The sequence below is a fragment of the Streptomyces sp. NPDC059850 genome (assembly GCF_042731515.1).
In the GTDB taxonomy this organism is placed as follows: domain Bacteria; phylum Actinomycetota; class Actinomycetes; order Streptomycetales; family Streptomycetaceae; genus Streptomyces.
The window spans coordinates 21,206-42,416 of the sequence record NZ_JBHWJI010000050.1; the positions used below are offsets into that span (position 1 = coordinate 21,206).

Consider the following 21,211-nt stretch of genomic DNA (forward strand, 5'->3'; position numbering starts at 1 on the left):
GACCCCACCTTCCCCGCTACTAACTCCATCAAGTGGTTTGACAGGTTACTCCAGCGGCGGTCTACTGGACGCGAGGGATAACCACCACAAGGCCTCGAAGGGGTTAGTTATGGTTGAGATCCGCCACCAGTACGCGACCGTGCGGGGACACCGCGTCTTCTACCGCGAGGCAGGCCCCCGCGAGGCGCCCACCCTCGTCCTCCTGCACGGATTCCCGACCAGCTCCCGCATGTTCCGCCACCTCATCCCGGCGCTGGCCGACCGCTTCCACGTCATCGCCCCCGACCACCTCGGCTTCGGCAACTCCGACACCCCGCCCGCCGACGCGTTCACCTACACCTTCGACGCCCTGACCGACATCACCGAAGAGCTGCTCGCCCAGCTCGGCGTCACCCGCTACGCCATCTACGTCCAGGACTACGGCGCCCCCATCGGCTGGCGGCTGGCCCTCCGCACCCCGGACGCGATCACCGCCGTGATCACGCAGAGCGGCAACGCCTACGAGGACGGCTTCGTACCGGAATTCTGGAAGCCCGTATGGGCCTACGCCGAGAACCCGGGCCCGGAGACCGAGCCCCCCGTCCGCGCCGCCCTCTCGCTCGACGCCATCCGCTGGCAGTACACCCACGGCGTGGACCGGCCCGAGCTGGTCGACCCCGACACCTGGGCCGCCGACCACCGCGAGGTCAACCGCCCGGGCAACGACCTCGCCCAGCTCGCCCTGTTCCGCGACTACGCCACCAACCCGCCCCTCTACCCCCAGGTGCAGGCCTACTTCCGGGAACGCCGCGTCCCGCTCCTCGCGGTCTGGGGCGCGGGCGACGAGATCTTCGGCCCGGACGGAGCGCGCGCCTTCGCCAGGGACCTGCCGGACGCGGAGATCCACCTCGTTCGCGGAGGCGGCCACTTCCTCCTCGAAAGCCACCTGGACACCGTGGCCGGTTACATGCGCGGCTTCCTGACCACCGCCGTCACAGCAGCGGTCTGACAACCGCCCGGGCGAGGGCCTCGGCGTGGGAGCGTGGGGCGGGCGCGGCGTCCGTGCCCTGGGCGTAGTAGCGCAGGAACGCCTCCTGGAAGCACGCGCCGATCAGCAGGGACGCGGACGCGTCGGGGTCCGCCTCCCCGGCGATGCGCCCGAGGTCCTGCTCGGCCCGCAGGTAGGCGGCGAAGCCGGAGACCGCTTTCTCGGGGCCACCGCCGTGCCGCCCCATGGCCACCCGGTGTGCCGCCATGCGCTCCGGGTCCGCCAGGAGCGCGCCCAGCATCGGGATCGACCGCTGGTAGAAGTCCAGGGCCGCGTGCGCCAGCTCGGCGAGGTTTTCCTCGATGTCGCCCTCGCCCGGGCGGACCGAGACGCGGGACAGGCCGGGCACCCGTTCCTCTAGGACGGCGAGCAGCAGCCGCTCCTTGTCCCCGAAGTACTTGTACAGGGTGGGCTCCGAGACGCCTGTCGCCTGCGCGATCTCCTTGGTCGTGGCGTGCACGACGCCACGGGCTCGCAGGATGTTCGCGGCCGCGTCGAGGATCCGCTCACGTGTGCTCATCGCTGCCCTCCCTTCGCCGTTCTCCTTGCCGTTGACAGGTTAGTGAACACTAGCGCACTCTGGGGTTAGTGTTCACTAACCCCATCCACGCTGGAGGGTCAGCATGCGTATCACCGTTTTCGACCGGCCGTTCACCCGGACCGTGGTCAAGCCCATGCTGCGGCGGTATCTGCGGGAGGGATTCGCCAGGCTGTTCACGAAGAAGCGCATCGTCATCGCCCTGTGCGCGCTGGTCCTCGCCGGACTGGGCACCGCTGGCACCGTCGGCTACCTGACGTTCTTACGCTCACCCGCCAACCCGCCCGCCGACGCATGCGCCGACGGTCGCCCGAAGGGCAGCGGGCCGGTGGTCGTCGCGGCGGGCGCGAGCATGACCCAAGGCACGCTCGGCCGGGACTGGGTGGGCGACCTGCGGAAGAGACCCGAGTTCCGCGGATACGAGTTCGTCAACGCCGGGGACAACGGCAACACCAGCGCGGACCTGCGCGGGCGCGTCGACAGCGACGTCGTGGCGTGTGACCCGGACGCGGTCACCCTTCTCATCGGCGCCAACGATGTCCGGGACGGGGTCCCCCTGGAGGAGTACCGGAACAACCTCGGCGCGATCATCGACCGCATCAAGGACAGGACGTCCGCCCGCATCGCGCTGATGTCCCTGCCCCCGCTGGGCGAAGACCTCGACTCCGGGATCAACCACAAGCTCCGCGACTACAACGCCGCGATAAAGGAGACCGCCACCCGCGCCACGGTCGACTACGTGCCCCTGCACGAGCGATTCGCCGACCACCTCCGGAGCCAGGGCCCCCGGCCCGCCTACGACTTCAGCTTCACCACGGCCTACCTGGCGGCCACGAAGTACTACCTGCTCGGATACAGCTGGGACGAGGTCGCCCGCGACAACGGCCTCGAACTGTTCGTGGACCACATTCACCTGAGCGACCGTGGCGGCGCGATGATCACCGACCTCGCCGCGCGGTGGCTCAGGCCACCGTCCTGAGCGGTCGGTGAGGCGCGGCCGTCACAGGTACTGACAGAGCCTCCCTCGTCCGGGCCGTCCGACCTAGCCTGGAACGCGTGAGTACCGAGAGCGACATCCGCGCGTTCCTCGCTTCCCGGCGCGCGAAGATCACCCCGCAGCAGGCCGGTCTGCCCGCGTACGGCGGCAACCGGCGCGTGCCAGGGCTGCGGCGCGAGGAGGTCGCGATGCTCGCCGGGGTCAGCGTCGACTACTACGTACGACTGGAGCGCGGTCACCTCGCCGGGGCCTCCGAGGAGGTCCTGGACTCCGTCGCGAACGCCCTGCGGCTGGACGACGCCGAGCGCGCCCACCTGGACGACCTGGCCCGCGCCGTCGCCCGGCGCCCCGCCCGCCGCCGCACGAAACGCGCCCCCGGCCCACTGCCGGACAGTGTGCTGCGCGTCCTTCACTCCATGACGGACTCCCCGGCCTTCATCCGCAACGGCCGCCTCGACATCCTCGCCGCCAACCGCCTGGGGCGCGCGCTGTACGCACCCCTGTTCCCCGATCACCGCGTTCAGGATCACCGCGTTCAGGATCACCGCGTTCAGACGGTCAACATCGCCCGCTTCCAGTTCCTGAACCCCGCAGGCCGGGACTTCTTCCCCGACTGGGAGGAGTCCCTGAACACCACGGTGTCCCTGCTGCGCACGGAGGCCGGACGGGCCCCCGGCGACAGTGACCTGACCGGCCTGATCGGTGAACTCGTCACCCGCAGCGAGGAGTTCCGCACCGCCTGGGCCAAGCACAACGTGCGCCTGCACCACACCGGCCGCAAGGCCGTCCGCCACCCGGCCATCGGGGACATCACCCTTGAGTTCGACGCGATGGAACTGCCCTCGCAGCCGGGCCTGACCCTGACCGCCTTCTCCGCCGAGCCCAACACACCGGCCCACGACGCGCTGCGCCTGCTGGCCGCGTGGGCGGCCACCGAGGACGCGTCCGCTGCCGCCGACCACGGCTGAACAGCGTCTCCGTCTCCTCGTCCACCAACACCGCGTAGGGAGCGACGATGCACACCCGCACACTCGGCCAGGGCCTTGAGGTCTCGGCCATCGGTCTGGGCTGCATGGGTATGTCCCAGAGCTACGGCCCCAACCCCGGAGACCGGCAGGACATGATCGGCGTGCTCCGCGCCGCCGTCGACCGGGGCACCACATTCTTCGACACGGCCGAGGTCTACGGTCCGTACGTCAACGAAGAACTCGTGGGCGAGGCGCTCGCCCCGGTGCGCGACCAGGTCGTCCTCGCCACCAAGTTCGGCTGGCGCATCGAGGGCGGCACGTCGGTCGGGCTCGACAGTCGTCCCGAACAGATCAAGAAGGTCGCCGACGCCTCGCTGCGCCGACTGCGCACGGACACGATCGACCTCTTCTACCAGCACCGGGTCGACCCCGGCGTCCCCATCGAGGACGTCGCGGGCGCGGTCGCGGAGCTGGTACAGGCAGGAAAGGTACGCCACTTCGGGCTGTCCGAAGCCTCCGCGACGACGATCCGCAAGGCCCACGCCGTCCACCCCGTGACCGCCGTGCAGAGCGAGTACTCCCTGTGGACGCGCGACCCCGAAGCCGAGGTCCTGCCCACGCTCGCCGAACTCGGCATCGGATTCGTTCCGTTCAGCCCGCTCGGCAAAGGCTTCCTCACCGGCACCGTCGACACCACGACCGCGTTCACCGAAGGCGACATCCGCACCACCATCCCGCGCTTCGACCAGGACAACCTCGCCGCCAACCAGGCCCTGGTCGACCACGTCGCCACCCTCGCCCGCGCCAAGAACGCCACCCCCGGCCAGGTCGCCCTGGCCTGGCTCCTCGCCCAGCACCCCTGGATCGCCCCGATCCCCGGCACCCGCCGCATCGCCCGCCTGGAGGAGAACGCCGCCGCGACACGGATCACCCTGTCCGCCGACGACGTGGCCGACCTCGACGCCACGGCTGCCCGCATCGGCGTACACGGCGACCGCTACAACCCCCAGCACATGCGCCTCGTCGGCAAGTAGGCCCCGGGCGTCTCAGGTGCTCAGCGGCGGGTGGGGGTGGCTCCAGCGGAGGGACGGTTGATCGCCGATCCGGTAGGTGTGCGCCCGGGGAGTGACCTCCAGGCGGACGGAGGTGATGTCGGGTTCGCCCGCGTCCCGCCATGCGGCGAGTGCGCTCTCGACGGCGTCCCAGATGGCGACCGGTCCCCCTTGCCGGACCTTCCACTCGTCCCCGTCTGCGGTGAGGGCGGCGAACGCTTCGCGACTGGTGTCGAACAGGTAGACCGTCTCCTGGCTGTCGCTGACGGCTCGTACGAGCTGGGCGCCGGGTGCGACGAGTTGTGCCAGGAAGGCGGGCATCCAGTTGTTGAGGATGTCGGGGGAGACGCTGGCTCGCCGCTCGGTGTTGGCATAGGCGGCGCGGGCGGTGAGGTCTCCGGAGAGGGGGACGGCTGCCTCCGCTCGGGCAGGCATGAACGAGGTTCGCCCGATGATCCGGCCTTCGGCCGTGCCGTCGTCCCTGACGGTGAGTTTCGCCAGGCCGGTTCCGTACGACCAGGCGCTGGGGCCCACCGTCGCCAGGATGACCCCGCCGGGCCTGGTCTGCCGGACCCACGCGTAGGGGATGCGGCGGAGGGCGCAGGTGGCGATGGTTCGGTCATACGGTGCGCGGCGCGGGTGGCCGAGGAGTCCGTCCCCGATGACGGTCCACGTCGAGTACCCGGCCTCCTCCAGCGCCGCGTCCGCCCGCTGCGAGACGGCAGGGTCCACTTCCACGCTGGTGACGTTGTCCTCGCCCAGGCGGTGGCACAGCAGGCCCGTGGAGTAGCCGGTGCCGGTGCCGATCTCCAGAACGCTCATGCCGTCCTCCACGTCCAGTGATTCGAGCATCCCCACGACGGTGGACGGCATGGTGGAGGAGGAGGTCGGGAAGCCGGTCACCGGTTCGTCGGCGGTGTCGGCGGTTTCGGCGGTGCGGTGGCAGTCGAGCTGGGTCACCCAGGTTTCGTTCCGGTAGATCAGCGCCAGCCGCTCGCCCTCGTCGGCGGCCCGGGTGACGGGCGTGTACTGGGTGATGCCGTCCGGGCCGAGCGCGTCGTTGAAGAACGACGGGAGGAACAGCTCCCGGGGTACGGATTCGACGGCCTTCCGCCAGGCGGGGGTCTTGAGGACGCCGTCCTCCTCCAGGCGATCAGCCAGAGCGCGGCGGAGGGCTGCTGGGTCGGAGTGGGTCACGTTGCTGCTCCTTGTGCGAGTAGATCGGCGAAAGCGGCGGCGATCGGCAGCCCGGTCTCCTCTTCGAGCCAACCCCATTGGCCGTTGGGGTTCAGCTCCAGCCAGTGGAGGTCACCGTCACGGGTGACGCACAGAGCCCCTGCCTCGTTCGTCCCCGTAAGGGCCGCCATCCGGCGCGGCGACACTGAAGGAGATCCGTACGTGGAGCAGACGCCTCCTCCCAGTGAAGCGGTCGCCCGGCTCGCCGGGCAGGTCGGTGAGGCCGCCTCGGTGCGGCTTCTGAGTGATCGGCGTGGCTCGCGGGTCTGGAAGGTCCACGGTGCGCTGGGTGCGGTGGCGTTGAAGGCCAACAGCCCCGACGGCGACAAGGCCGCCGAGATGGGTCAGGAGGACGAGCACCTTCTCCGCCTCATCGCAGCGGGCGCCCTCGATCCCGGCTATCGGGTCGGTGCCGGGGCGTGGGAGGGCGGCCGTTGGCTGGCCGTGCGGTGGGTCGACGGCGCGCCGTTGTGGCGGGCGTTGGCGCTGGCCCGAGGGGCCGAAGGGGACCGCGCTTCGGTACGGGCGTGGCTTCTGGGGATCGCCCGTAGCTGGGCGGAGTGCCTGGCCCGGATTCATGCCGTCGGGGGGCCCACGCCGATGTGCAGCCCACCAACACCCTCGTGACGCGCGACGGCCGCGCGGCCGTCATCGACTACGCCCTCGCCTGCGGCCCGTACGACGGCCCCCGCCTCCCGTACCGGGGTGCCCTCACCCACACCACCGCCCCCGAGATCGCCACCGCCGTCCTCGCCACCCCGGCGGACAGCCACATCCAGGCGCGACCGGCCGCCGACGTCTGGGGTCTGGGGGCCTCCCTGTTCTGGTGCTGGACCGGCCACCGCCCCGTCGACTACGACGATGACGCCGACCGGATGGACAAGCTGCGCGCCATCGCCAAGGGCGGCGCCACGGCGGTCGGCGAGGTCCGGCCCTGGCCGTTCCCCGCCTTCGAGGAAGCCATACCCGCTTGCCTGTCCCAGGACTCCGCTGACCGACCCACCGCACAGGAGCTGGCCACCGCATGGCGACCCTGCGAGCGCTGACCCTCGACGACGCCCCGGCCCTCCGGCGCGTCTACAGCGGCGCCTCGGTCCGGTACACCACCGGCAAGGCCCTCACCCTGGACCAGGCCGAGGAGAAGATCCGCACGGCCCTCGCCAGGGCTGCCCAGACCCCGCGAGCGCAGTGGAGTCGTCACGTTCGCCTTCACCACTGCAGGCCTGGACCGCGTGGAGGCTATGCACCACCCCGCCAACCCGGCCTCCGGCCGCGTCCTGGCCAAGGCCGGATTCACCCGCACCGGCACATCCGATCGGCGCACCGAGGACGGAACCGCCGTGCCGTACGCCGTCTTCAGACTGCGTCGGTGCCCGTGGCTCGGACCGTGATCCGGGCGTAGTCGTACCCACCAGGATCGGGCGACGGGTTGTAGGCGATCGTGAACGTTCGCCGAACGTCGCCGAAGCGGTCGGAGTATGTCACCTTGGACGGGCCGCTGCGCTTCGGCTTGGCGGTGATGTCGTACGTGCGGAGGAAGTCCTTGACGCTGGAGTCCGGGCCGCTGCCCACCTTGTACCGGAGCACTGCGGTGCCGTCCTGCTCCACCTTGGCGTACGTCGGTATGTAGTAGCGCCCCGCGGATTGGTGCTGGTCGTGGTGCAGCCCCGCCTCGCGCTCCACCGCTTCCTTCGGGCTGTCACCGGCCGGGGTGAGCAGCATGATGGCCGCCCAGGCGAGCGCGCCGAGCGTCGGCACCGCGCACACGGCCAGGAGCCACACCGGCCACCCGCGCCGCGTACTCACCCGTTAAGGCCGCGGCGCAGCGCTAGGGCGCACCAGATGAGCGCTGCCGTCAGTGCGGCCGCGGCCGAGGCGCCCAGCAGCGGTGGCTCCGGGCGGAAGCCCAGTGAGAGCCGGGTGCCCATGAAGGTGAGGATGAGTACGAGGACATCCGGCCCGATGAGCGGAACCCTGGCGGCGACAGCCCGCAGGGCGGCTGCCGCTGTCAGGCCGGTCACGGTCCAGGTCACCAGGTACGGCCGCACCTGCCCCGGAACGGCGAGTGGCATCCCGTACTCATCGGGGCCGAAACGGTACGACGCGTCGGCCCAGCCCGGGCCGACCCCGAGGAGGGTGAGGCCCGCAACCCACAGGGCATGGCGCCAGAGCGGACCAGGCCGCAGGGACTCTTCGTCGCTGTCATCGCTCGCGCAGTGGTCAGGGCTGGAGAGGCCGGGCGATTCCGTCATGTCCAGAAGGACGCGGTCCGGAGGCCGCAAGTTCCCACCCGAATCGCCGACCGATGGCTTCGCGTCGGCCGAGAAGCACCGCCGAATCGCCGGGCGGACGGGGGCGTCAAGGCCCCCTGGACCTACGCGGACTGGACCGGCCCGAGCTGGCCGACCCCGACACGCTCGCGGTCTGGGGCGCGGGCGACGAGATCTTCGGCCCGGACGGCGCGCGCGCCTTCGCGCGGGACCGGCCGGATGCGGAGATCCATCTCGTCCCCGGGGGCGGGCACTTCCTCCTCGAAAGCCACCTGGACATCGTGGCCGGGTACATCCGCGGCTTCCTGACCACCGCCGCGCCCCCGGCCTGACCCGCCCGGGTGCGCTCAACCGGCCACCGCACCACCCCACCCGCGCGTCTACTGCGGCGCCTCGGTCCGGTGGGGCGCGGCTGGATTTGCCTACTTGATGGCCTATGCCGCCGGGGTGATGGTCGTGCAACCGAGCGGAATCACATCGACAGCGGGAGATGGCATGAGGCTACGGTTCCTCGGGATCATCCCGAACACCCCCGTGGATGACTCCCCGACCATCTGGTTGGACGAAGACACTGGAGACCTGTTGATCCAGTCGTACAAGGCAACGGAGGCTGAGGTGAAGGCGTGCCAGGAGATCGGCTCCATTCCTGGCCACTCCACGGACGTCCCGGACCACGAGACAATCATCCGGCTTCCGGCAGTGATGCTGAAGTATGTTCCGCGACCGGAAGGCAGCAACGGTGAAGTACCCCGTCCGTGAGGGATTGGCTCAGGCTCGACACTCCGCCGTGCACTTGGAGATGCGGGACCGCTACACCCCGAACGATCCTGAGTTCGCCCGATGGCGAGCGGGTCACCGGTATGCCAATGACCCTGCCAATTTGCCTGGTTGGTGGGGGCCGTGGCGGGATCTTGTGGGCGAGACCACGGCCCGGGGGGTCACGATGCGGCGCGCCCGTATCGTCTCCGAGCCCGTGACCGACTACATCCAGTACGAGCACGACATGACGTTCGCCAATGTGGCGGCGGGAGAGCTGGTGCGCTGGCTGCCTCGCCGTAAGGCGGCGGACCTCGCGCTTCCTGGAACCGATCTGTGGATGTTCGACGGATCGGCTGTTCTCTTCACGTTCTTTTCCGGAGACGGGGACGTGGTGGACCGGGAATGGAGTAGCGAGCCTGCGGTGCTGGAACTGGTGAGCACGGCTTTTGAGGCGGTGTGGGAACGGGCCACACCGCATGAGGACTACAAGCTGACCTGAACCATGCCCGCTTCAGGATCATCGAGCGTTCACCAGGCCAAGCGTCTCCTTGCCGACCGTCTGAGAGAGATGGTCAAGGACGCCGGGCTGGACGGCAAGGGCGTAGCGGTTCTCTGCGGGTGGCACCCGTCCAAGGTGTCCCGCATTGTGACCGCGAAAACGCGGCCGAGCGCCGACGACATTCGCGCATGGTGCCATGCGTGCGGCGCCGACGACCAAGCGGAAGACCTCGTTGCCTCACTGCGCGCTGTCGAAGGGATGTGGGTGGAGTGGCGACGGATGGAGCGGTCGGGGCTCCGGCGGGCGCAACAAGCCGTACTGCCTCTGTTCGAGCGCACCCACTGGTTTCGAGCCTATTCCTCATGGTTCGTGCCGGGGCTTCTCCAGACTCACGGATACACCGAGAACGTATTGCGTGCTGTCCAGCGGCGGCGGGTCTGCGTCGATGACGTCGCCGACGCTGTGGCTGTGCGAATGGAGCGCCAACGCGTGCTTCACGACGCGCCGCGCCGGTTCGCATTCCTGGTCGAAGAGTCCGTGTTGAGCAATGGCCTTGGAGACGCTGACACGCAAGCCGAACAACTGGAGCGGCTCATCAGGGTCAGTGCGCTGCCCAATATCAGCATCGGCGTTGTGCCTACTCGTCTCGGCCGAACGCGTATGCCGGTAGAGGGGTTCTGGATCTTCGACAGGGGCCAGGTCAACGTCGAGCTTGTCTCGGGACACCTCACGTTGACGCAGCCCAGCGAAGTGGGCGCGTACGCCGACGCCTTCACCATGCTCGCGGACATGGCTGTCTACGGCGCTCGCGCCCGTGACTTGATCCACAAGGCGCGGGATTCGCTCGTCTGACTCTTGCGCAATCACGTGCAATCGGCTGTGCGTTGGGGTTCTGCCGTTCCTAGCGTTGTCGTGACCTCGACGACGAGAAGGGAACGGCATGAGCGAGCCGCGAAACCGGGCCGGGACGACGCCCGCACCGTGGGGCACGCGACGGATGGGGCCGTACGCGGTCACCACCACCGTCCCGCAGTACGCGCCCGTGATCGATCCCGAAACGCAGATCGCGGTGATCGTGGACGAGCACGGCCGGACGGTCGAGCTGGGTAGCCACGGCACCAGCACGAGCGGCCTGACGCCCACCACGACCACCCCCGGTGACGGCTCCGGTCCGGGCGGCGCGACCGACGCCGACAGCACTGAGTCGTACGACCAGGACCAGAGTTCTGGCTGATGGATGACCGCAGATCGGTACTGGTGCTGACCAACCCCTGCGACGTGACAGCGGACGTCGTGCTGCGGCTTCTCGCCGAACGCCGGGTCCCCGTGGTCCGTCTCGACCCCGGCGCCGACCTGCACGCGGGTGCCTCGCTGACCGTTGCCTATCGCACGGGCGATCAGCGGGGCACCCTGCGCACGGCGACCCGGGAACTCGACACCACCCGGATTCGATCCGTCTGGGTACGCAGGCCCTCGCCCTACGTGGGGCCGTCCGGGTTGAGCGACCAGGATCGCCGGTTCGCCGCGGAACAAGCGTTGTGGGGAGCAGGGGGCATCCTCGCGTCGCTGCCCGGAGCGCACTACGTCAACCACCCTTGGAACAACCGGACTGCCGAGTTCAAGCCCGCACAGCTCTCGACCGCACGACGCTGCGGACTCCTGGTGCCCGACACGATGATCACCAACGACCCGGACGAGGCACGGCGGTTCGCCGTCTCTCAGCACGGTGGAGTGATCTACAAACCGCTGTGGAACACGCCCTACCGCGTTGACGACCAGCCGCACAGCGTATGGGTCCGGGAGGTACGTGCGGCCGAGATCACTGACGCTGTATCCGTCTGCCCGCACCTGTTCCAAGCCAAGGTGGACAAAGTGTTCGACGTGCGCGTGACTGCCGTAGGCCGCCAACTGTTCGGGGCTCGGGTCGACAGCCCCGATCTCGACTGGCGCTACCGTCAGGGCCTGATGACGTGCACACCGATCGACGTACCCGAGTCCGTCGCACGGGCGATCGCCGCCTACCGTTCCCAACTCCGTTTGATCTACGGGGCGTTCGACTTCGCCGTCACCGCCGCCGGTGACTGGTATTTCCTTGAGTGCAACCCCAACGGCCAGTGGGCGTGGCAGCCACCGGAGACCACCGCGGCAATCGCCCACGCCCTCGCCGTTCAGCTGGAGAAAGGCCCCGACACGTGAGCACATCGACTCAGCTCCGCGACGCCCTGGCGGACCGACTCACCGAGAACGGCACCCTCACGGAAGCCGAGTGGAGCAGCGCCGCCAGGGCGGTGCCCCGCGAGCTGTTCACGGGGTCGTACTTCCTGCCGGTGGCGGGCAGCGTTCCGACCAGCTACCGCCCCGTCCGAGAGAGCGAGCCCGGGTGGCTGGAGAGGGTCTACTCCGACGAAACGCTGATCACTCAGCTCGACAGTCACATCAGGCCCTACGACGTGACCGACGGTGCCGTGACCGGCTCCCCATCGTCATCGTCCACCCTGCCGTCTCTGGTGCTGCGCATGTGGCAGCAGCTCGGCGCGGAGGCCGGGCACCGGGTGTTGGAGATCGGCACCGGAACCGGCTACTCGACCGCCCTCGGCGCGCACCGCCTCGGGGACGCCCATCTCACCAGCATCGAGTACGACCCGGTGGTGGGCGGAGCCGCTGCGGTGGCGCTCAAGGCAGCCGGCTTCGCGCCCCGGCTGATCATCGGTGACGGGCTGCGCGGCGACCCGGACGGAGGGCAGTATGACCGGCTCATCGCCACGTGTTCGGTCCGGTACATCCCGTTCCCATGGCTGCACCAGGTGAAGCCGGGCGGAAAGATCCTGGTCACCCTGTCCGGGTGGAGCTACGCCAACGCCCTCGTGCTCCTCGACGTGACCGGCCCCGGACAGGCCACGGGCCGGTTCCTGCCCGGCCACACCAGCTTCATGATCGCCCGCCCTCACGACCGGCCGCCCCGCCCGACGCTGGCCCTGCTGCCCGGTGACGAGCGCCCGAGCCGGATCGACCCGGGGAAGCTTGAGACCTGGACCGGTGGTTGGGTCGCGCAGCTCGCGGCGCCCTCGGCCGAGCGCATGGGAGCGGGAGCGGAACAGATCCTCTGGGACGTGGCCACGGGGTCGCAGGCCCGCACAGCGCCCCACCCCGATGGCGGGTGGACCGTCGTGCAGCGCGGGCCCGTCCGTCTGTGGGATCGGGTCGAGCGCGCGGTGCAGCGCTGGCAGGCCGCTGGCGAACCCCACCCGGAGGGATTCGGCATGACGGTTTCAGTGGCCGGTCAACGGGTGTGGCTCGGCACCGAGGACGGACCCGGCTGGGACCTGCCGGTCTGACGAGCCGGGACACTTTGAACTTGTACCAACCGGCCCTCTCGGCCAAGGCGCGGCCGGAGAGGCCCGTGTCCCTCCGCTGAGTGGTGCGTGGCGCACCGGGTGCACCGGCCCGAACTGGTCGGCCTCGACACCCTCGCGGTCTGGGGCGAGGGCGACGAGATCTTCGGCCCGGGCAGGGGAGACCCGCGATGACACTACGGTTCGTCGGGATGGCCCCGGACACCGGCGGCGAGGGATCACCGACGGTGTGGGTGGAAGAGGAGACCACCGACCTGATCCTCCAGGGGGAGGAGGCCGACGAACTTCCACCCGCCACAGCGCTGTCCATCTGGAGGCGCGGGACATCTACGGGATCGGCGACGAGGCCGAGGACTTCGAGACCTTCCTGCGCACTGGCGCCGCGAACACCGACCCGTCCCGCTCGTTCTGGCCCCAGTGGTTGCCGCTGGTCACCGACGCGGTCGCCCGGGGCGTGGTGATGCGCCGCGCGAGGGCGAGCACGGCAAGGAACGCACCGACGACCCGGCCGTACGCGGCGGTGCCGCCCCACCCCCACCCCCGAGCCCGGAAGCGGTAGCGCGCGGCCCGTGCCCGGCGGCGGTTACGCGCTGTCCGCGTCCGTCGCCGGGGTCGCCACCGGAGCGGGGTGATGGGCCGACCCCCGCGCTCCGGGGGTTTGGCCTGTAGGCAACAACTGTCATGCCTCCTCGGCGGGCTTGTCGCCCAACGCCTCGTTCAGCCAGTCGAGTTCGGCTCGGGTGATGGCGCGGGCGACGAGCAGCATGCCGCGCCGGTAGGGGTCGTTGGTCTGCTCGGCGCGGACGGGCTTTTCGTCCTCGTAGAAGAAGCTCGACGGGGTCTCGAGGAATGCCCGGCGGCGGCGCAGGACCGCGTGCTGCTCGGCGGTGTCGGGCAGCAGGGAGAGGAACGCCAGGAGGGTGAACCAGCGGGCGAGGTCGCTGATCTCGTGGTCGGCGGGTTCGCGAAGGCGTCGCAGCATGTCCTCGCGACCTGTGGCGGTCAGGCTCAGCACGTAGCGGCCGCCGCCTGCCTCCGGTGCGGGGTGCCGTTCGATCAGGCCGGACTTGGTGAGCCGGTTCAGTGCCGGGTAGAGCGTGCCGTCGCTGACCGGACGGCTGTAGCCGGTCAGCGACGTGACGTGGCGGCGCAGCTCATGGCCGGGCAGGGGGCCTTCGGCGAGCGAGCCGAGGATCGCGAGTTCCAGCATGCCTCCAGCATCTCACATCGATTCGAGGAGCACATCGAATCGATGTTACGTTGATGAAGGCCCGAGGGTGGCGGCGCTGCCCACCGACAGACCGGCGCGCTGCCCGCCGCCGCCCGACTCGCTGTGGCTGTCCATCCTCGCGACCGTCGCGGTCATCCGCGTCGCTCCGAACCAGATCCAGAGGTCCTCATGAATTCCACCGCAGCCCTGTACCTGAAGCGCCTCGGTGTCGAGGCTGAACCGCCGTCGGCCGAGGCGTTGGCCCGTCTGCATCGCGCACACGTCGAGCGAGTCCCGTATGACACGTTCTGGATACACCTCGCGCAGGGATGGGGCATTGACCCGGTCGAGTGCGCGCAGAGGATCGCCACCACGCGACGCGGGGGCTACTGCTTCCAGCTCAACAGCGCGTTCCAGACGCTGCTCATGGAACTCGGGTACCAGGTCAGTCTCAACGTGGCCGGTGTCTACCTGGAGTCCGGACCGGACAAGGACACGCTGTTCAACCACACCACGATCATCGCCGAAGGTCTTCCGTCCGACACCTGTCCGAGCGGTCGCTGGTGGGTCGACGTCGGCCTGGGCGACGCCCTGTACGACCCCGTGCCGCTCATCCAAGGCGCTTATCCGCAGGGGCCGATGCGGTTCGGGATGGAAGCCGTCGAGCCTGAAGGCCTAGGGGAGTGGCGGCTGACCCATGACCCCTCGGGCTGGTTCACAGGGGTGATCCTCGTCGACCAGCCTGTCGAGATGAACGTCTTCACCAAACGGCACCACTTCAACGCGACCTCTCCCGAATCGGGGTACGCGAAGATCGTCACCGCGCAGCGACGCCACGCGGAGGGAGTGACACTGATGCGCGGACGTGTCCTCACGCATGCCAACGGTGGTGACGTCACAGAGCACACCTGTGAGTCCCTCCCCGAGTGGGTGGACGTGCTCGAGAGTGAATTCGACCTGTCCTTCGACGACGTGCCTGACGAAGCCATGGCAGCTCTGTGGACCTCAGTGCGACGCACCCACGACGAGTGGCTCGCATCACGCCAGAGCGCCTGAGAAGCCGACGCTTACCAGCAGCGTCCCCAGGGCGGTGGAGGTTGGCGGTCCGGTCCGGCTCGGCATCGCGCTTGCCGCCGTGCGGGTGGCGGACCCGGCCGACCGGCCCGCCGCACAGGAGCTGGCCACCTCATGGTGACCCTGAGACCGCTGACCCTCGACGACGCCCCGGCCCTCCAGCGCGTCTACAGCGGCGCCTCGGTCCGGTACACCACCGGCAAGGCCCTCACCCTGGACCAGGCCGAGAAGAAGATCCGCACGGCCCTCGCCAGGGCCGCCAAGTACGTCGTCACCTTCACCTTCACTACCGCTGGCCTGGACCGCGTAGAGGCCATGCACCACCCCGCCAACCCGGCCTCCGGACGCGTACTGACCAAGGCCGGATTCACCCGCACCGGCACATCCGATCAGCTCGCCGAAGAGGGAACCGCCGTGCCGTACCAGGTGTACTCATTGCCCAAGCGGTGACGGGGTGACGGGGGCGCGCGGGGTGGGGCGCTTGCGGGGCGGATCGTCGGGTAGGCGCTCATCACGTCGTCGATGCGCGCACGCGCCGAAGGAGAAATTGTCTATGCCACAAGTCGAGCCGACGACCAGGAACCCGGACAAAGGCTATGTAGCGCTTCTCGGCTGGAGTCTCAACGCCGTGGAAGCCCTCGATCGGTTCGACCGGCGATACATTGTCGTGGCGCCGGAGTGGGCCGAGGAATACTGCGTCGAACACGGCATCCCCTACATGCTGTGGAATTTCGAACGGCTCAATGACCGCTCCCTGGAGATCGCCGAGACTCTTCAGAACGAGGGGGTCGACGTCGCGATCCCGCTGTTCGAGGAAACGGTTGAATGGGCGGGTGCGATCAACTCCGTTCTGCTGGACAACCCGCGTCTGTACGGTCAGGCCATGCTGCTGCGGGACAAGGCGCTGATGAAGCGCCGTGCGCAGCTCGGCGGCATCCGGGTCGGGATATTCGAGGAAGCCCACGACCGGGACGACGTGATCCGCTTCCTCAAGCGCGTCAATCAGACCCTGCTCAAGCTGGACGGTGACCCGAACGACCCGATCCATCTCAAGGCGTTCGACAAGGCGGGATGTCTCGGGCACCGTGTCATCCGCACCCCGGACGAGGCCGACTCGATTCCGGATGAGGAGTTCCCGGTCCTCATGGAATCCCACCTTGATGGCTGGGAATTCGCGGTCGAGGCATGGGTACACAACGGGAAGATCAAGTTCCTCAACATCTCCGAATACGTCACGCTGGGATATTCGGTGTTCGTTCCCGCGACCCCGGAGCTGGAGCAGTACCGCCCGCAGATCACAGCGCAGATCGAGAAGCTCATCAAGACGTTTGACATCGAGTTCGGCTTCGTGCACCCAGAGTATTTCGTCACCAGTGACGGCGAGATGTATTTCGGCGAGGTAGCCTACCGGCCGCCGGGCTTCAAGGTGTTCGAGCTGCTGGAACGGGCATACGGGTTCAACGCCTACCATGCACTGGTGCTGGCCTTCGACCCGAAGACGACCGAGGAGGAGATCGACGCCTTCTTTCCGCGCGAGGTGGTCGACGCGTCCGGGGTCGCGGGCTGCTTCGGTGTCTACCCGCGCCGGCGCGTCGTCAGCGCCCTGGAGATCCCGGAGGAGACCGAGGACGACGACTACTACGAGTCGCACGACCTCTCGACGCCGCTTGAGGAGACTGTCACCAAGAGGACCGCGTTCGGCACCCACTGGGGCCTGCTGTACTTCTTCGGTGATGACCCCTACCGGATGCGCGACCTGTTGAAGAAGCAGGAAGAGCTCGACTTCTACGTCTGACGACTCCGTGGGCGCAGGAGACCTACCCGAGGAAACCCTTTGAAACCGACCGTCGACGTCAGGGGTGAGGTCACGACGCTGGACAAGCGCGTGACCTCACTCGACGACGCCATCCAGGCCATGGCCGAAACCCGCGACTTCGGCAAGCACACGAAGCTGCGGCGGGTTCTGGAAGCATTGCGGCGGGTGCTCATGCAGCCGGGCGGCGCCGCAGCGGTCCAGGCCAGGGCGCAGGCCCTTGAGGACGCCGGGCTTTTCCAGGGGACGGACTGGGCCACACCGGAGATCCTTATCCCGTCACTGGTCAGGCCGGGCCTGCACAGCGGAGACGCGGACACCGTGGTCATGGAGGCGACCAGCGAGCTGCGGATGCTCGCTGTCGCCCGCGGCGACTTCACGCACCCGACGCTGCCCGCCGAGGACGCCCGCCAGTTCCTGTCCCAGGTGCTGGCGATGAACCTGGAGCTGCTGTTCACCCCGCCCAGCGAGGCGGAGCGAACCCAGCAGGGCCGGACCGCACAGCTCATCCGGTCCCTGTTCCGGCACCTCGCCGACGGGATCGGTTACGACAGCGTCCTGGACAACCTGGTCGACGAGATCTGGCGGATCCTGCGCCAGCGTCCGATCCAGGTCGAGGCGGTGCAGGCCCTGATCACCCGGGTGGCGAGCTACCGCGACGATCCGGACGTCGCTCTCGGCGTGTCGTCGGGGCTGGGCATCGACCGGCTCATCACGAGCCTGTACGGGACCACCGAGGCGTGCCGCGAGGACCCGGGCATCGAGGTCTTCCGCTCCCGCCTTGAGGCGATGGACACCGGCGGCCTCCAGTACGAGGCGGCGGGGTTCGCGCGGGCGATGCACGACACCGGCCTGGTGTCGCCGTACCACGCGGAACTGCTCCGGTTCCTGCTGAACGAGAGCGACTACCTCGTCGGTGAGGCGCTCGGGCTGTCCGACACCGGCCGGAACTGCCTGCTGCGCTTCAGCGAACTGGTGCACCGGCTGATCGAGGTGGCCGTGCACCCGCAGACTGCGCAGAGCGTCTACGGGCTGGCGCTGCTCCTCGACCGAGGCATCCTCTACCAGCCGCCGATCGTGCCCGCGCTCTGGCGCCAGCTGGCGCTTGAGCTGTCCCCGGTCGCGCGGGAGCGGCTGACGACGGTCTTCGGCGAGGCGCCGGGGCCGAGGGCGCGGCTGGTCGCGGGGGTGCTCTCGATGCTGGGCCAGCCGCTCGGCGTCGGTCAGGGCGACAACCCCACCTGCCAGTCGGCCCGCGCGCTGTCGATGTGGTCCTACAACGACCCGGACTACCTCCTGCAAATGGTGGTCTGGGCGGCCCGCGACGACGAGGTCATCATGCACTTCGAGGGCCAGCCGATCTCGTCGAAGGAGAGCGCGAGCGGAGTCGCCAGCACGCTGCCGATGGACCTGGACCCCGTGTCGCTGATCGTGGTGCCCCACCTGGACCGGATCTACGCCGAGATGGGGCGGCGCTGCGCCGAGCGGCCAGGGGACCCGCACCGGTGGGTCAACCCCGAGTTCCACGGCTGGTGGTCGGGGCGTGGGTTCCACATCAACGTCGACGTCGCGACCGGAAACCTGGTCGACCTCGACGCGTTCCTGCGGCAGTTCCACGCCACCTACCACCCGTCCTACAACGGCGAGCAGCCGCTGATCCACCCGCAGCCCGCCGGTGTCGCCGTCACCGACAGCGCGGCCCGCTACGTCGGCTGGCACGCGATCACGATCCTGCGGGCCGCGCCGGACCCACAGGACGTGATGCGGGTGTACTTCTACAACCCGAACAACGACAGCGGCCAGGACTGGGGCGACGGCGTCGTCGTCTCCACCGCGGGCAACGGCGAGCGGTTCGGCGAGGCCTCATTGCCGTTCGACCAGTTCGTCTCGCGGCTCTACATCTTCCACGCCGACCCGCTGGAGCGCGGCGAACCGGAACGGGTGCCCGCCGAAGACGTCGCGCGGATCATCGGCTACATCGAGCGCAGCTGGGGCAACGACCGGCTCCCCGCGGGGACGCTGCAGGCCCTCGAAGGACCCATCAGCCTGACCTGAGGCCGTCCGCGTCCGCCGCCGGGGCCGAGCGGGGGGCGGACGCGGTCTCCATCGCCTCCAGGAAGGTACGTACCGTCCCGGCGTCGCACTCCCCCCGCACCGCTATCGACCGCCCGTTGGCGGCGATCAGGACGGCGGGCGCGGTCGGCCGCGCCGCGCGCCACGCCGCGTAGGAGAGGGCCAGGTTCAGCGCGCCCAGCCCCTGACTGACCACCAGATCGATGACGGCCAACGGCCCGCCGTTCCGGGACGGGAGCAGATTCAGCTCGGCGTGCGCCCGGACGTCCGAGTCCCGCCTCAGCCACCGGTACAGGTCGTGGATCGCGAGATCCCCATCATCCGCCTCCGCGCTGATCTCCACACGCAGGGCGGCTTGCATCCGCTGTTCCATGGACGTCAACGATAGGCGCGGAGGACCCGTATTTTGTCGCGATCTCCGCCCAAACGGTCTTCCCCGGCCCACCGTTGGGCCGTGGCCCAACCGCCCACCGCTCCGCGAACTGCGATACGAGGAACAGCCCACGCCCCCGCTCCGCCTCCGGCGTCGCCGTCGTCAGCGTGGGCTGCCGCTCGCCACGGGTGTCCGACACCTCGATACGGATCGGTCCCGAGTCGTCCAGCGGCGCGGTCAGGCGTACGTGGAAGTCCCGCCCGGGAACGCGTCCGTGACGCACCGCATTGGCGCACAGCTCGCTGGCGATGAGCGTGGTGAAATCGTACGGATACCGTTCCTAGGGACTGAGCGTGGGCGAGCCCTGGTGCCAGAACTCGTGCTCAGCCGTGTGCTCCGAACGGTTGTGGGCACACTGGTCCCCCGCTTTCGCTCCGCGTCCGGTGCCGACGGATCGTGTCCGTGGTCCGGGAACGCGGGGGCGGGTTTCCTCACGCCCCGGGACATCCGATGCGGCCTGGACGGTCCGATGCCCCGCACCATCGCTCTGGTCGTGCGGGGGCGGTGCTGTCCGTCGCCGGATCGGGTGCCCCAGGGCGCGCCTTCCGATCGCCACCGCTGCCGCATGGTGGCGAGTGGCCTTCCTGTTCTTGCTGGTGAGGGGCTTTTGCCAGTGCTGGGCGCCCCAGCGGCTGGTGTAGGCGGGATCGACAGCGACGATGGTGATGCCGAGCTCGGCGGCCATCGATACCAGCCGTGCCCGCAACTTGGCGGTGGGCATACCGGAGATCAGCTGACGGAACCGCTTCCGCCGCCCATGCTTCTCACGCGTCTTCTCCGCTGCGAAATCCAGACCCTCGATCGCGATGGCCGCACCGTGGCGTTCGGCCCAGTGCAGGAGGCGGATGATCGCATGCCGTACTTGCGCGTCCCGGTGCGGTGCGCTGCCGGACAGGTCGTAATCGAACCGGCAGGGCTCGCCGACCGGATTACCGTGGGCGTCCAGGCGCCAGGCGGCCAGGTGTTCGGCGTTGGTGTCCACACCGATCAGCCCGCCGGACCGGACCGCCTCCAGAGGCACCGTCCTCACCGGCGGGATCTTCCAGGAGGCGGTCAGATACCAGCGGTCACGTCCCACATCGAAGTGGATGCGGTAGGCCACGGCGCGGTTGGTCGCGATACGGTCGGCCCATTGCTGGCCCCGGTGCCGGAAGCCGACTCGACAGGCCAGCACGTACCGACCGTTGGATGCGTTCGCCAGCCCGGCCAGCGGCTCGGGAAGCTTGATGCTCACCTCACCGTCCGGGCTGACGCGGATCGTCTCGTTCCCGTACCGCTTCCCCGACTCGCCGTTGGCTTGGAGGAACCAGCGCTCAGCCTCCCACCGCGACCGCCACTCCGGCTCGGTCAGCCGGGCGGCTTGCAGGTTGTGCCGGTTGCGCAGCAGCTTCTTGCCACCCCGCACCACGCGTACACGTCCGGCCTCGCGGTCGGCGCGCTCCCGCTCCAGCCGGTCTTGCAGCACGTGCAGGCGCCGCGACTTGGCGAACCACTCCTGCCGGGAACGGTAACCGCCCGGCAAGCCCCGGAATCCCTTCGCCCCGACCGGCAGCGACAGCCGCTGGGCGATCGTGCGCACACCAGCATCAAGGGACTGGATATACGCGAGCTGATCGCGCCGGGCCAGCGCCCACTGATCATGCGTGGCTTTGGTGATGCTCCCTGCCCACCGCGAGGAAGACTTACCGGTCAACGCCCGCTTCCGCTGCGACCACTGATCACTGTCGTGATCCAGCCCGGCCGCACAGCGGGCCTTCAGGTCCCGGGAGGTCAGAGAGCCCAGCAGATCACCGACTAGGCGCAGGACCGTCTCGTCCTGCCCGGTCAGGCCCTTGAGACCAGCACGGATGGCTACCCCGGACGGGCCGGGCACCACGAACGGCGTCACCATCTCCCGCAGTCTGCCCAC

The 21,211-nt window shown here is 69.2% G+C and carries 26 protein-coding genes and 2 pseudogenes; 19 read left to right on the plus strand and 9 right to left on the minus strand.

Features of this window, described 5'->3' with window-relative positions; genetic code table 11:
- The first annotated feature begins 109 nt into the window (after nucleotides 1-109).
- Nucleotides 110-988, plus strand: a complete 879-nt coding sequence (locus ACFV9T_RS31835; RefSeq protein WP_385445931.1) for an alpha/beta fold hydrolase — start codon at nucleotides 110-112, stop codon at nucleotides 986-988.
- Here the strand turns inward: ACFV9T_RS31835 and ACFV9T_RS31840 are convergent.
- The gene (locus ACFV9T_RS31840; RefSeq protein ID WP_385445932.1) at nucleotides 972-1,547 is read right to left on the minus strand and encodes a TetR/AcrR family transcriptional regulator; all 576 of its coding nucleotides are present in this window, start codon (nucleotides 1,545-1,547) and stop codon (nucleotides 972-974) included. The two genes, ACFV9T_RS31835 and ACFV9T_RS31840, sit on opposite strands and share 17 nt — an antisense overlap.
- Before the next feature lie 103 nt (nucleotides 1,548-1,650).
- On the opposite strand from ACFV9T_RS31840, the gene ACFV9T_RS31845 reads away from it, so the two are divergent.
- The 3 genes from ACFV9T_RS31845 (at nucleotide 1,651) to ACFV9T_RS31855 (ending at nucleotide 4,564) form a co-directional block, all read left to right on the plus strand.
- Nucleotides 1,651-2,544, plus strand: coding sequence for an SGNH/GDSL hydrolase family protein (locus ACFV9T_RS31845; RefSeq protein ID WP_385445933.1), 894 nt, complete (start codon nucleotides 1,651-1,653; stop codon nucleotides 2,542-2,544).
- Nucleotides 2,545-2,621: 77 nt separating this feature from the next.
- Entirely contained in the window at nucleotides 2,622-3,530 is a 909-nt protein-coding gene (locus ACFV9T_RS31850) for a helix-turn-helix transcriptional regulator (RefSeq protein ID WP_385445934.1), read from the plus strand.
- A gap of 47 nt (nucleotides 3,531-3,577) precedes the next feature.
- Nucleotides 3,578-4,564 carry an aldo/keto reductase gene (locus ACFV9T_RS31855; protein WP_385445935.1) on the plus strand — a complete coding sequence of 329 codons (987 nt, stop codon included), beginning with the start codon at nucleotides 3,578-3,580 and terminating at the stop codon, nucleotides 4,562-4,564.
- A gap of 12 nt (nucleotides 4,565-4,576) precedes the next feature.
- Here the strand turns inward: ACFV9T_RS31855 and tgmC (ACFV9T_RS31860) are convergent, their stop codons facing one another.
- Together tgmC (ACFV9T_RS31860) and ACFV9T_RS31865 are read right to left on the minus strand one after the other, a co-directional pair.
- Nucleotides 4,577-5,779 (minus strand): ATP-grasp peptide maturase system methyltransferase, encoded by a 1,203-nt coding sequence (tgmC, locus tag ACFV9T_RS31860; RefSeq protein ID WP_385445936.1) that lies wholly within the window; start codon nucleotides 5,777-5,779, stop codon nucleotides 4,577-4,579.
- A pseudogene (locus ACFV9T_RS31865) lies at nucleotides 5,776-5,913 on the minus strand (ATP-grasp ribosomal peptide maturase); the annotation flags it as partial. The gene tgmC (ACFV9T_RS31860) and the pseudogene ACFV9T_RS31865, both read right to left, overlap by 4 nt.
- Before the next feature lie 67 nt (nucleotides 5,914-5,980).
- Between ACFV9T_RS31865 and ACFV9T_RS31870 the strand changes: the two are divergent.
- The 3 genes from ACFV9T_RS31870 (at nucleotide 5,981) to ACFV9T_RS31880 (ending at nucleotide 7,209) form a co-directional block, all read left to right on the plus strand.
- On the plus strand, nucleotides 5,981-6,445 hold the full coding sequence (locus ACFV9T_RS31870; RefSeq protein WP_385445937.1) for a hypothetical protein: 465 nt from the start codon (nucleotides 5,981-5,983) through the stop codon (nucleotides 6,443-6,445).
- Nucleotides 6,442-6,864, plus strand: a complete 423-nt coding sequence (locus ACFV9T_RS31875) for a hypothetical protein (RefSeq protein WP_385445938.1) — start codon at nucleotides 6,442-6,444, stop codon at nucleotides 6,862-6,864. The genes ACFV9T_RS31870 and ACFV9T_RS31875 overlap by 4 nt, the downstream gene beginning before the upstream one ends.
- Before the next feature lie 195 nt (nucleotides 6,865-7,059).
- Nucleotides 7,060-7,209 carry a hypothetical protein gene (locus tag ACFV9T_RS31880; RefSeq protein WP_385445939.1) on the plus strand — a complete coding sequence of 50 codons (150 nt, stop codon included), beginning with the start codon at nucleotides 7,060-7,062 and terminating at the stop codon, nucleotides 7,207-7,209.
- Here the strand turns inward: ACFV9T_RS31880 and ACFV9T_RS31885 are convergent.
- On the minus strand, nucleotides 7,175-7,624 hold the full coding sequence (locus ACFV9T_RS31885; protein ID WP_385445940.1) for a hypothetical protein: 450 nt from the start codon (nucleotides 7,622-7,624) through the stop codon (nucleotides 7,175-7,177). The genes ACFV9T_RS31880 and ACFV9T_RS31885 overlap by 35 nt on opposite strands.
- On the minus strand, nucleotides 7,621-8,070 hold the full coding sequence (locus tag ACFV9T_RS31890) for a hypothetical protein (protein ID WP_385445941.1): 450 nt from the start codon (nucleotides 8,068-8,070) through the stop codon (nucleotides 7,621-7,623). Before ACFV9T_RS31890 ends, ACFV9T_RS31885 begins: the two co-directional genes overlap by 4 nt.
- On the opposite strand from ACFV9T_RS31890, the gene ACFV9T_RS31895 reads away from it, so the two are divergent.
- From ACFV9T_RS31895 to ACFV9T_RS31930, 8 genes and pseudogenes are all read left to right on the plus strand, one after another.
- Complete coding sequence (locus tag ACFV9T_RS31895) at nucleotides 8,061-8,420, plus strand: alpha/beta fold hydrolase (protein WP_385445994.1); 360 nt, start codon at nucleotides 8,061-8,063, stop codon at nucleotides 8,418-8,420. The genes ACFV9T_RS31890 and ACFV9T_RS31895 overlap by 10 nt on opposite strands.
- A 163-nt stretch (nucleotides 8,421-8,583) precedes the next feature.
- The gene (locus ACFV9T_RS31900; RefSeq protein WP_385445995.1) at nucleotides 8,584-8,847 is read left to right on the plus strand and encodes a hypothetical protein; all 264 of its coding nucleotides are present in this window, start codon (nucleotides 8,584-8,586) and stop codon (nucleotides 8,845-8,847) included.
- Entirely contained in the window at nucleotides 8,801-9,346 is a 546-nt protein-coding gene (locus ACFV9T_RS31905) for a DUF6879 family protein (protein ID WP_385445942.1), read from the plus strand. Before ACFV9T_RS31900 ends, ACFV9T_RS31905 begins: the two co-directional genes overlap by 47 nt.
- 3 nt (nucleotides 9,347-9,349) lie before the next feature.
- Nucleotides 9,350-10,198 (plus strand): helix-turn-helix domain-containing protein, encoded by an 849-nt coding sequence (locus tag ACFV9T_RS31910; protein WP_385445943.1) that lies wholly within the window; start codon nucleotides 9,350-9,352, stop codon nucleotides 10,196-10,198.
- 88 nt (nucleotides 10,199-10,286) lie between these two features.
- The gene (tgmA, locus tag ACFV9T_RS31915; protein ID WP_385445944.1) at nucleotides 10,287-10,580 is read left to right on the plus strand and encodes a putative ATP-grasp-modified RiPP; all 294 of its coding nucleotides are present in this window, start codon (nucleotides 10,287-10,289) and stop codon (nucleotides 10,578-10,580) included.
- Nucleotides 10,580-11,542 carry an ATP-grasp ribosomal peptide maturase gene (gene tgmB / locus ACFV9T_RS31920; protein ID WP_385445945.1) on the plus strand — a complete coding sequence of 321 codons (963 nt, stop codon included), beginning with the start codon at nucleotides 10,580-10,582 and terminating at the stop codon, nucleotides 11,540-11,542. Before tgmA ends, tgmB begins: the two co-directional genes overlap by 1 nt.
- Nucleotides 11,539-12,681: an ATP-grasp peptide maturase system methyltransferase gene (gene tgmC, locus ACFV9T_RS31925; RefSeq protein ID WP_385445946.1), complete on the plus strand. Its 1,143-nt coding sequence runs from the start codon at nucleotides 11,539-11,541 to the stop codon at nucleotides 12,679-12,681. The genes tgmB and tgmC (ACFV9T_RS31925) overlap by 4 nt, the downstream gene beginning before the upstream one ends.
- 247 nt (nucleotides 12,682-12,928) lie before the next feature.
- Nucleotides 12,929-13,174: pseudogene (locus ACFV9T_RS31930) on the plus strand (DUF6879 family protein); the annotation flags it as partial.
- A gap of 204 nt (nucleotides 13,175-13,378) precedes the next feature.
- On the opposite strand, the gene ACFV9T_RS31935 reads toward ACFV9T_RS31930, so the two are convergent.
- The gene (locus tag ACFV9T_RS31935) at nucleotides 13,379-13,909 is read right to left on the minus strand and encodes a PadR family transcriptional regulator (RefSeq protein WP_385445947.1); all 531 of its coding nucleotides are present in this window, start codon (nucleotides 13,907-13,909) and stop codon (nucleotides 13,379-13,381) included.
- 189 nt (nucleotides 13,910-14,098) lie between these two features.
- Between ACFV9T_RS31935 and ACFV9T_RS31940 the strand changes: the two genes are divergently transcribed.
- From ACFV9T_RS31940 to ACFV9T_RS31955, 4 genes are all read left to right on the plus strand, one after another.
- Complete coding sequence (locus ACFV9T_RS31940) at nucleotides 14,099-14,965, plus strand: arylamine N-acetyltransferase (RefSeq protein ID WP_385445948.1); 867 nt, start codon at nucleotides 14,099-14,101, stop codon at nucleotides 14,963-14,965.
- 132 nt (nucleotides 14,966-15,097) lie between these two features.
- On the plus strand, nucleotides 15,098-15,433 hold the full coding sequence (locus ACFV9T_RS31945) for a GNAT family N-acetyltransferase (RefSeq protein ID WP_385445949.1): 336 nt from the start codon (nucleotides 15,098-15,100) through the stop codon (nucleotides 15,431-15,433).
- 103 nt (nucleotides 15,434-15,536) lie between these two features.
- Nucleotides 15,537-16,778 carry an acetyl-CoA carboxylase biotin carboxylase subunit family protein gene (locus ACFV9T_RS31950; RefSeq protein WP_385445950.1) on the plus strand — a complete coding sequence of 414 codons (1,242 nt, stop codon included), beginning with the start codon at nucleotides 15,537-15,539 and terminating at the stop codon, nucleotides 16,776-16,778.
- Between the two features lie 39 nt (nucleotides 16,779-16,817).
- Nucleotides 16,818-18,851, plus strand: a complete 2,034-nt coding sequence (locus tag ACFV9T_RS31955) for a hypothetical protein (protein WP_385445951.1) — start codon at nucleotides 16,818-16,820, stop codon at nucleotides 18,849-18,851.
- Here ACFV9T_RS31955 and ACFV9T_RS31960 read toward each other — a convergent pair.
- The 3 genes from ACFV9T_RS31960 to ACFV9T_RS31970 are packed head-to-tail and all read right to left on the minus strand — an operon-like array spanning nucleotide 18,838 to nucleotide 21,193.
- Entirely contained in the window at nucleotides 18,838-19,242 is a 405-nt protein-coding gene (locus tag ACFV9T_RS31960) for a hypothetical protein (RefSeq protein ID WP_385445953.1), read from the minus strand. The two genes, ACFV9T_RS31955 and ACFV9T_RS31960, sit on opposite strands and share 14 nt — an antisense overlap.
- Complete coding sequence (locus ACFV9T_RS31965) at nucleotides 19,187-19,552, minus strand: ATP-binding protein (RefSeq protein ID WP_385445996.1); 366 nt, start codon at nucleotides 19,550-19,552, stop codon at nucleotides 19,187-19,189. Before ACFV9T_RS31965 ends, ACFV9T_RS31960 begins: the two co-directional genes overlap by 56 nt.
- 30 nt (nucleotides 19,553-19,582) lie before the next feature.
- Nucleotides 19,583-21,193: an IS200/IS605 family accessory protein TnpB-related protein gene (locus tag ACFV9T_RS31970; protein ID WP_385445954.1), complete on the minus strand. Its 1,611-nt coding sequence runs from the start codon at nucleotides 21,191-21,193 to the stop codon at nucleotides 19,583-19,585.
- Nucleotides 21,194-21,211 lie beyond the last annotated feature (18 nt).

What these genes read in the sequence shown, in the direction of transcription:
- ACFV9T_RS31835 (WP_385445931.1), top strand. Translation starts at nt 110, where the DNA reads ATGGTTGAGATCCGCCACCAGTACGCGACCGTGCGGGGACACCGCGTC.
- ACFV9T_RS31840 (WP_385445932.1), bottom strand. Translation starts at nt 1,547, where the DNA reads ATGAGCACACGTGAGCGGATCCTCGACGCGGCCGCGAACATCCTGCGA.
- ACFV9T_RS31845 (WP_385445933.1), top strand. Translation starts at nt 1,651, where the DNA reads ATGCGTATCACCGTTTTCGACCGGCCGTTCACCCGGACCGTGGTCAAG.
- ACFV9T_RS31855 (WP_385445935.1), top strand. Translation starts at nt 3,578, where the DNA reads ATGCACACCCGCACACTCGGCCAGGGCCTTGAGGTCTCGGCCATCGGT.
- ACFV9T_RS31880 (WP_385445939.1), top strand. Translation starts at nt 7,060, where the DNA reads ATGCACCACCCCGCCAACCCGGCCTCCGGCCGCGTCCTGGCCAAGGCC.
- ACFV9T_RS31890 (WP_385445941.1), bottom strand. Translation starts at nt 8,070, where the DNA reads ATGACGGAATCGCCCGGCCTCTCCAGCCCTGACCACTGCGCGAGCGAT.
- ACFV9T_RS31900 (WP_385445995.1), top strand. Translation starts at nt 8,584, where the DNA reads ATGAGGCTACGGTTCCTCGGGATCATCCCGAACACCCCCGTGGATGAC.
- ACFV9T_RS31905 (WP_385445942.1), top strand. Translation starts at nt 8,801, where the DNA reads ATGTTCCGCGACCGGAAGGCAGCAACGGTGAAGTACCCCGTCCGTGAG.
- ACFV9T_RS31910 (WP_385445943.1), top strand. Translation starts at nt 9,350, where the DNA reads ATGCCCGCTTCAGGATCATCGAGCGTTCACCAGGCCAAGCGTCTCCTT.
- tgmA (WP_385445944.1), top strand. Translation starts at nt 10,287, where the DNA reads ATGAGCGAGCCGCGAAACCGGGCCGGGACGACGCCCGCACCGTGGGGC.
- tgmB (WP_385445945.1), top strand. Translation starts at nt 10,580, where the DNA reads ATGGATGACCGCAGATCGGTACTGGTGCTGACCAACCCCTGCGACGTG.
- ACFV9T_RS31935 (WP_385445947.1), bottom strand. Translation starts at nt 13,909, where the DNA reads ATGCTGGAACTCGCGATCCTCGGCTCGCTCGCCGAAGGCCCCCTGCCC.
- ACFV9T_RS31940 (WP_385445948.1), top strand. Translation starts at nt 14,099, where the DNA reads ATGAATTCCACCGCAGCCCTGTACCTGAAGCGCCTCGGTGTCGAGGCT.
- ACFV9T_RS31945 (WP_385445949.1), top strand. Translation starts at nt 15,098, where the DNA reads ATGGTGACCCTGAGACCGCTGACCCTCGACGACGCCCCGGCCCTCCAG.
- ACFV9T_RS31950 (WP_385445950.1), top strand. Translation starts at nt 15,537, where the DNA reads ATGCCACAAGTCGAGCCGACGACCAGGAACCCGGACAAAGGCTATGTA.
- ACFV9T_RS31960 (WP_385445953.1), bottom strand. Translation starts at nt 19,242, where the DNA reads ATGGAACAGCGGATGCAAGCCGCCCTGCGTGTGGAGATCAGCGCGGAG.
- ACFV9T_RS31970 (WP_385445954.1), bottom strand. Translation starts at nt 21,193, where the DNA reads ATGGTGACGCCGTTCGTGGTGCCCGGCCCGTCCGGGGTAGCCATCCGT.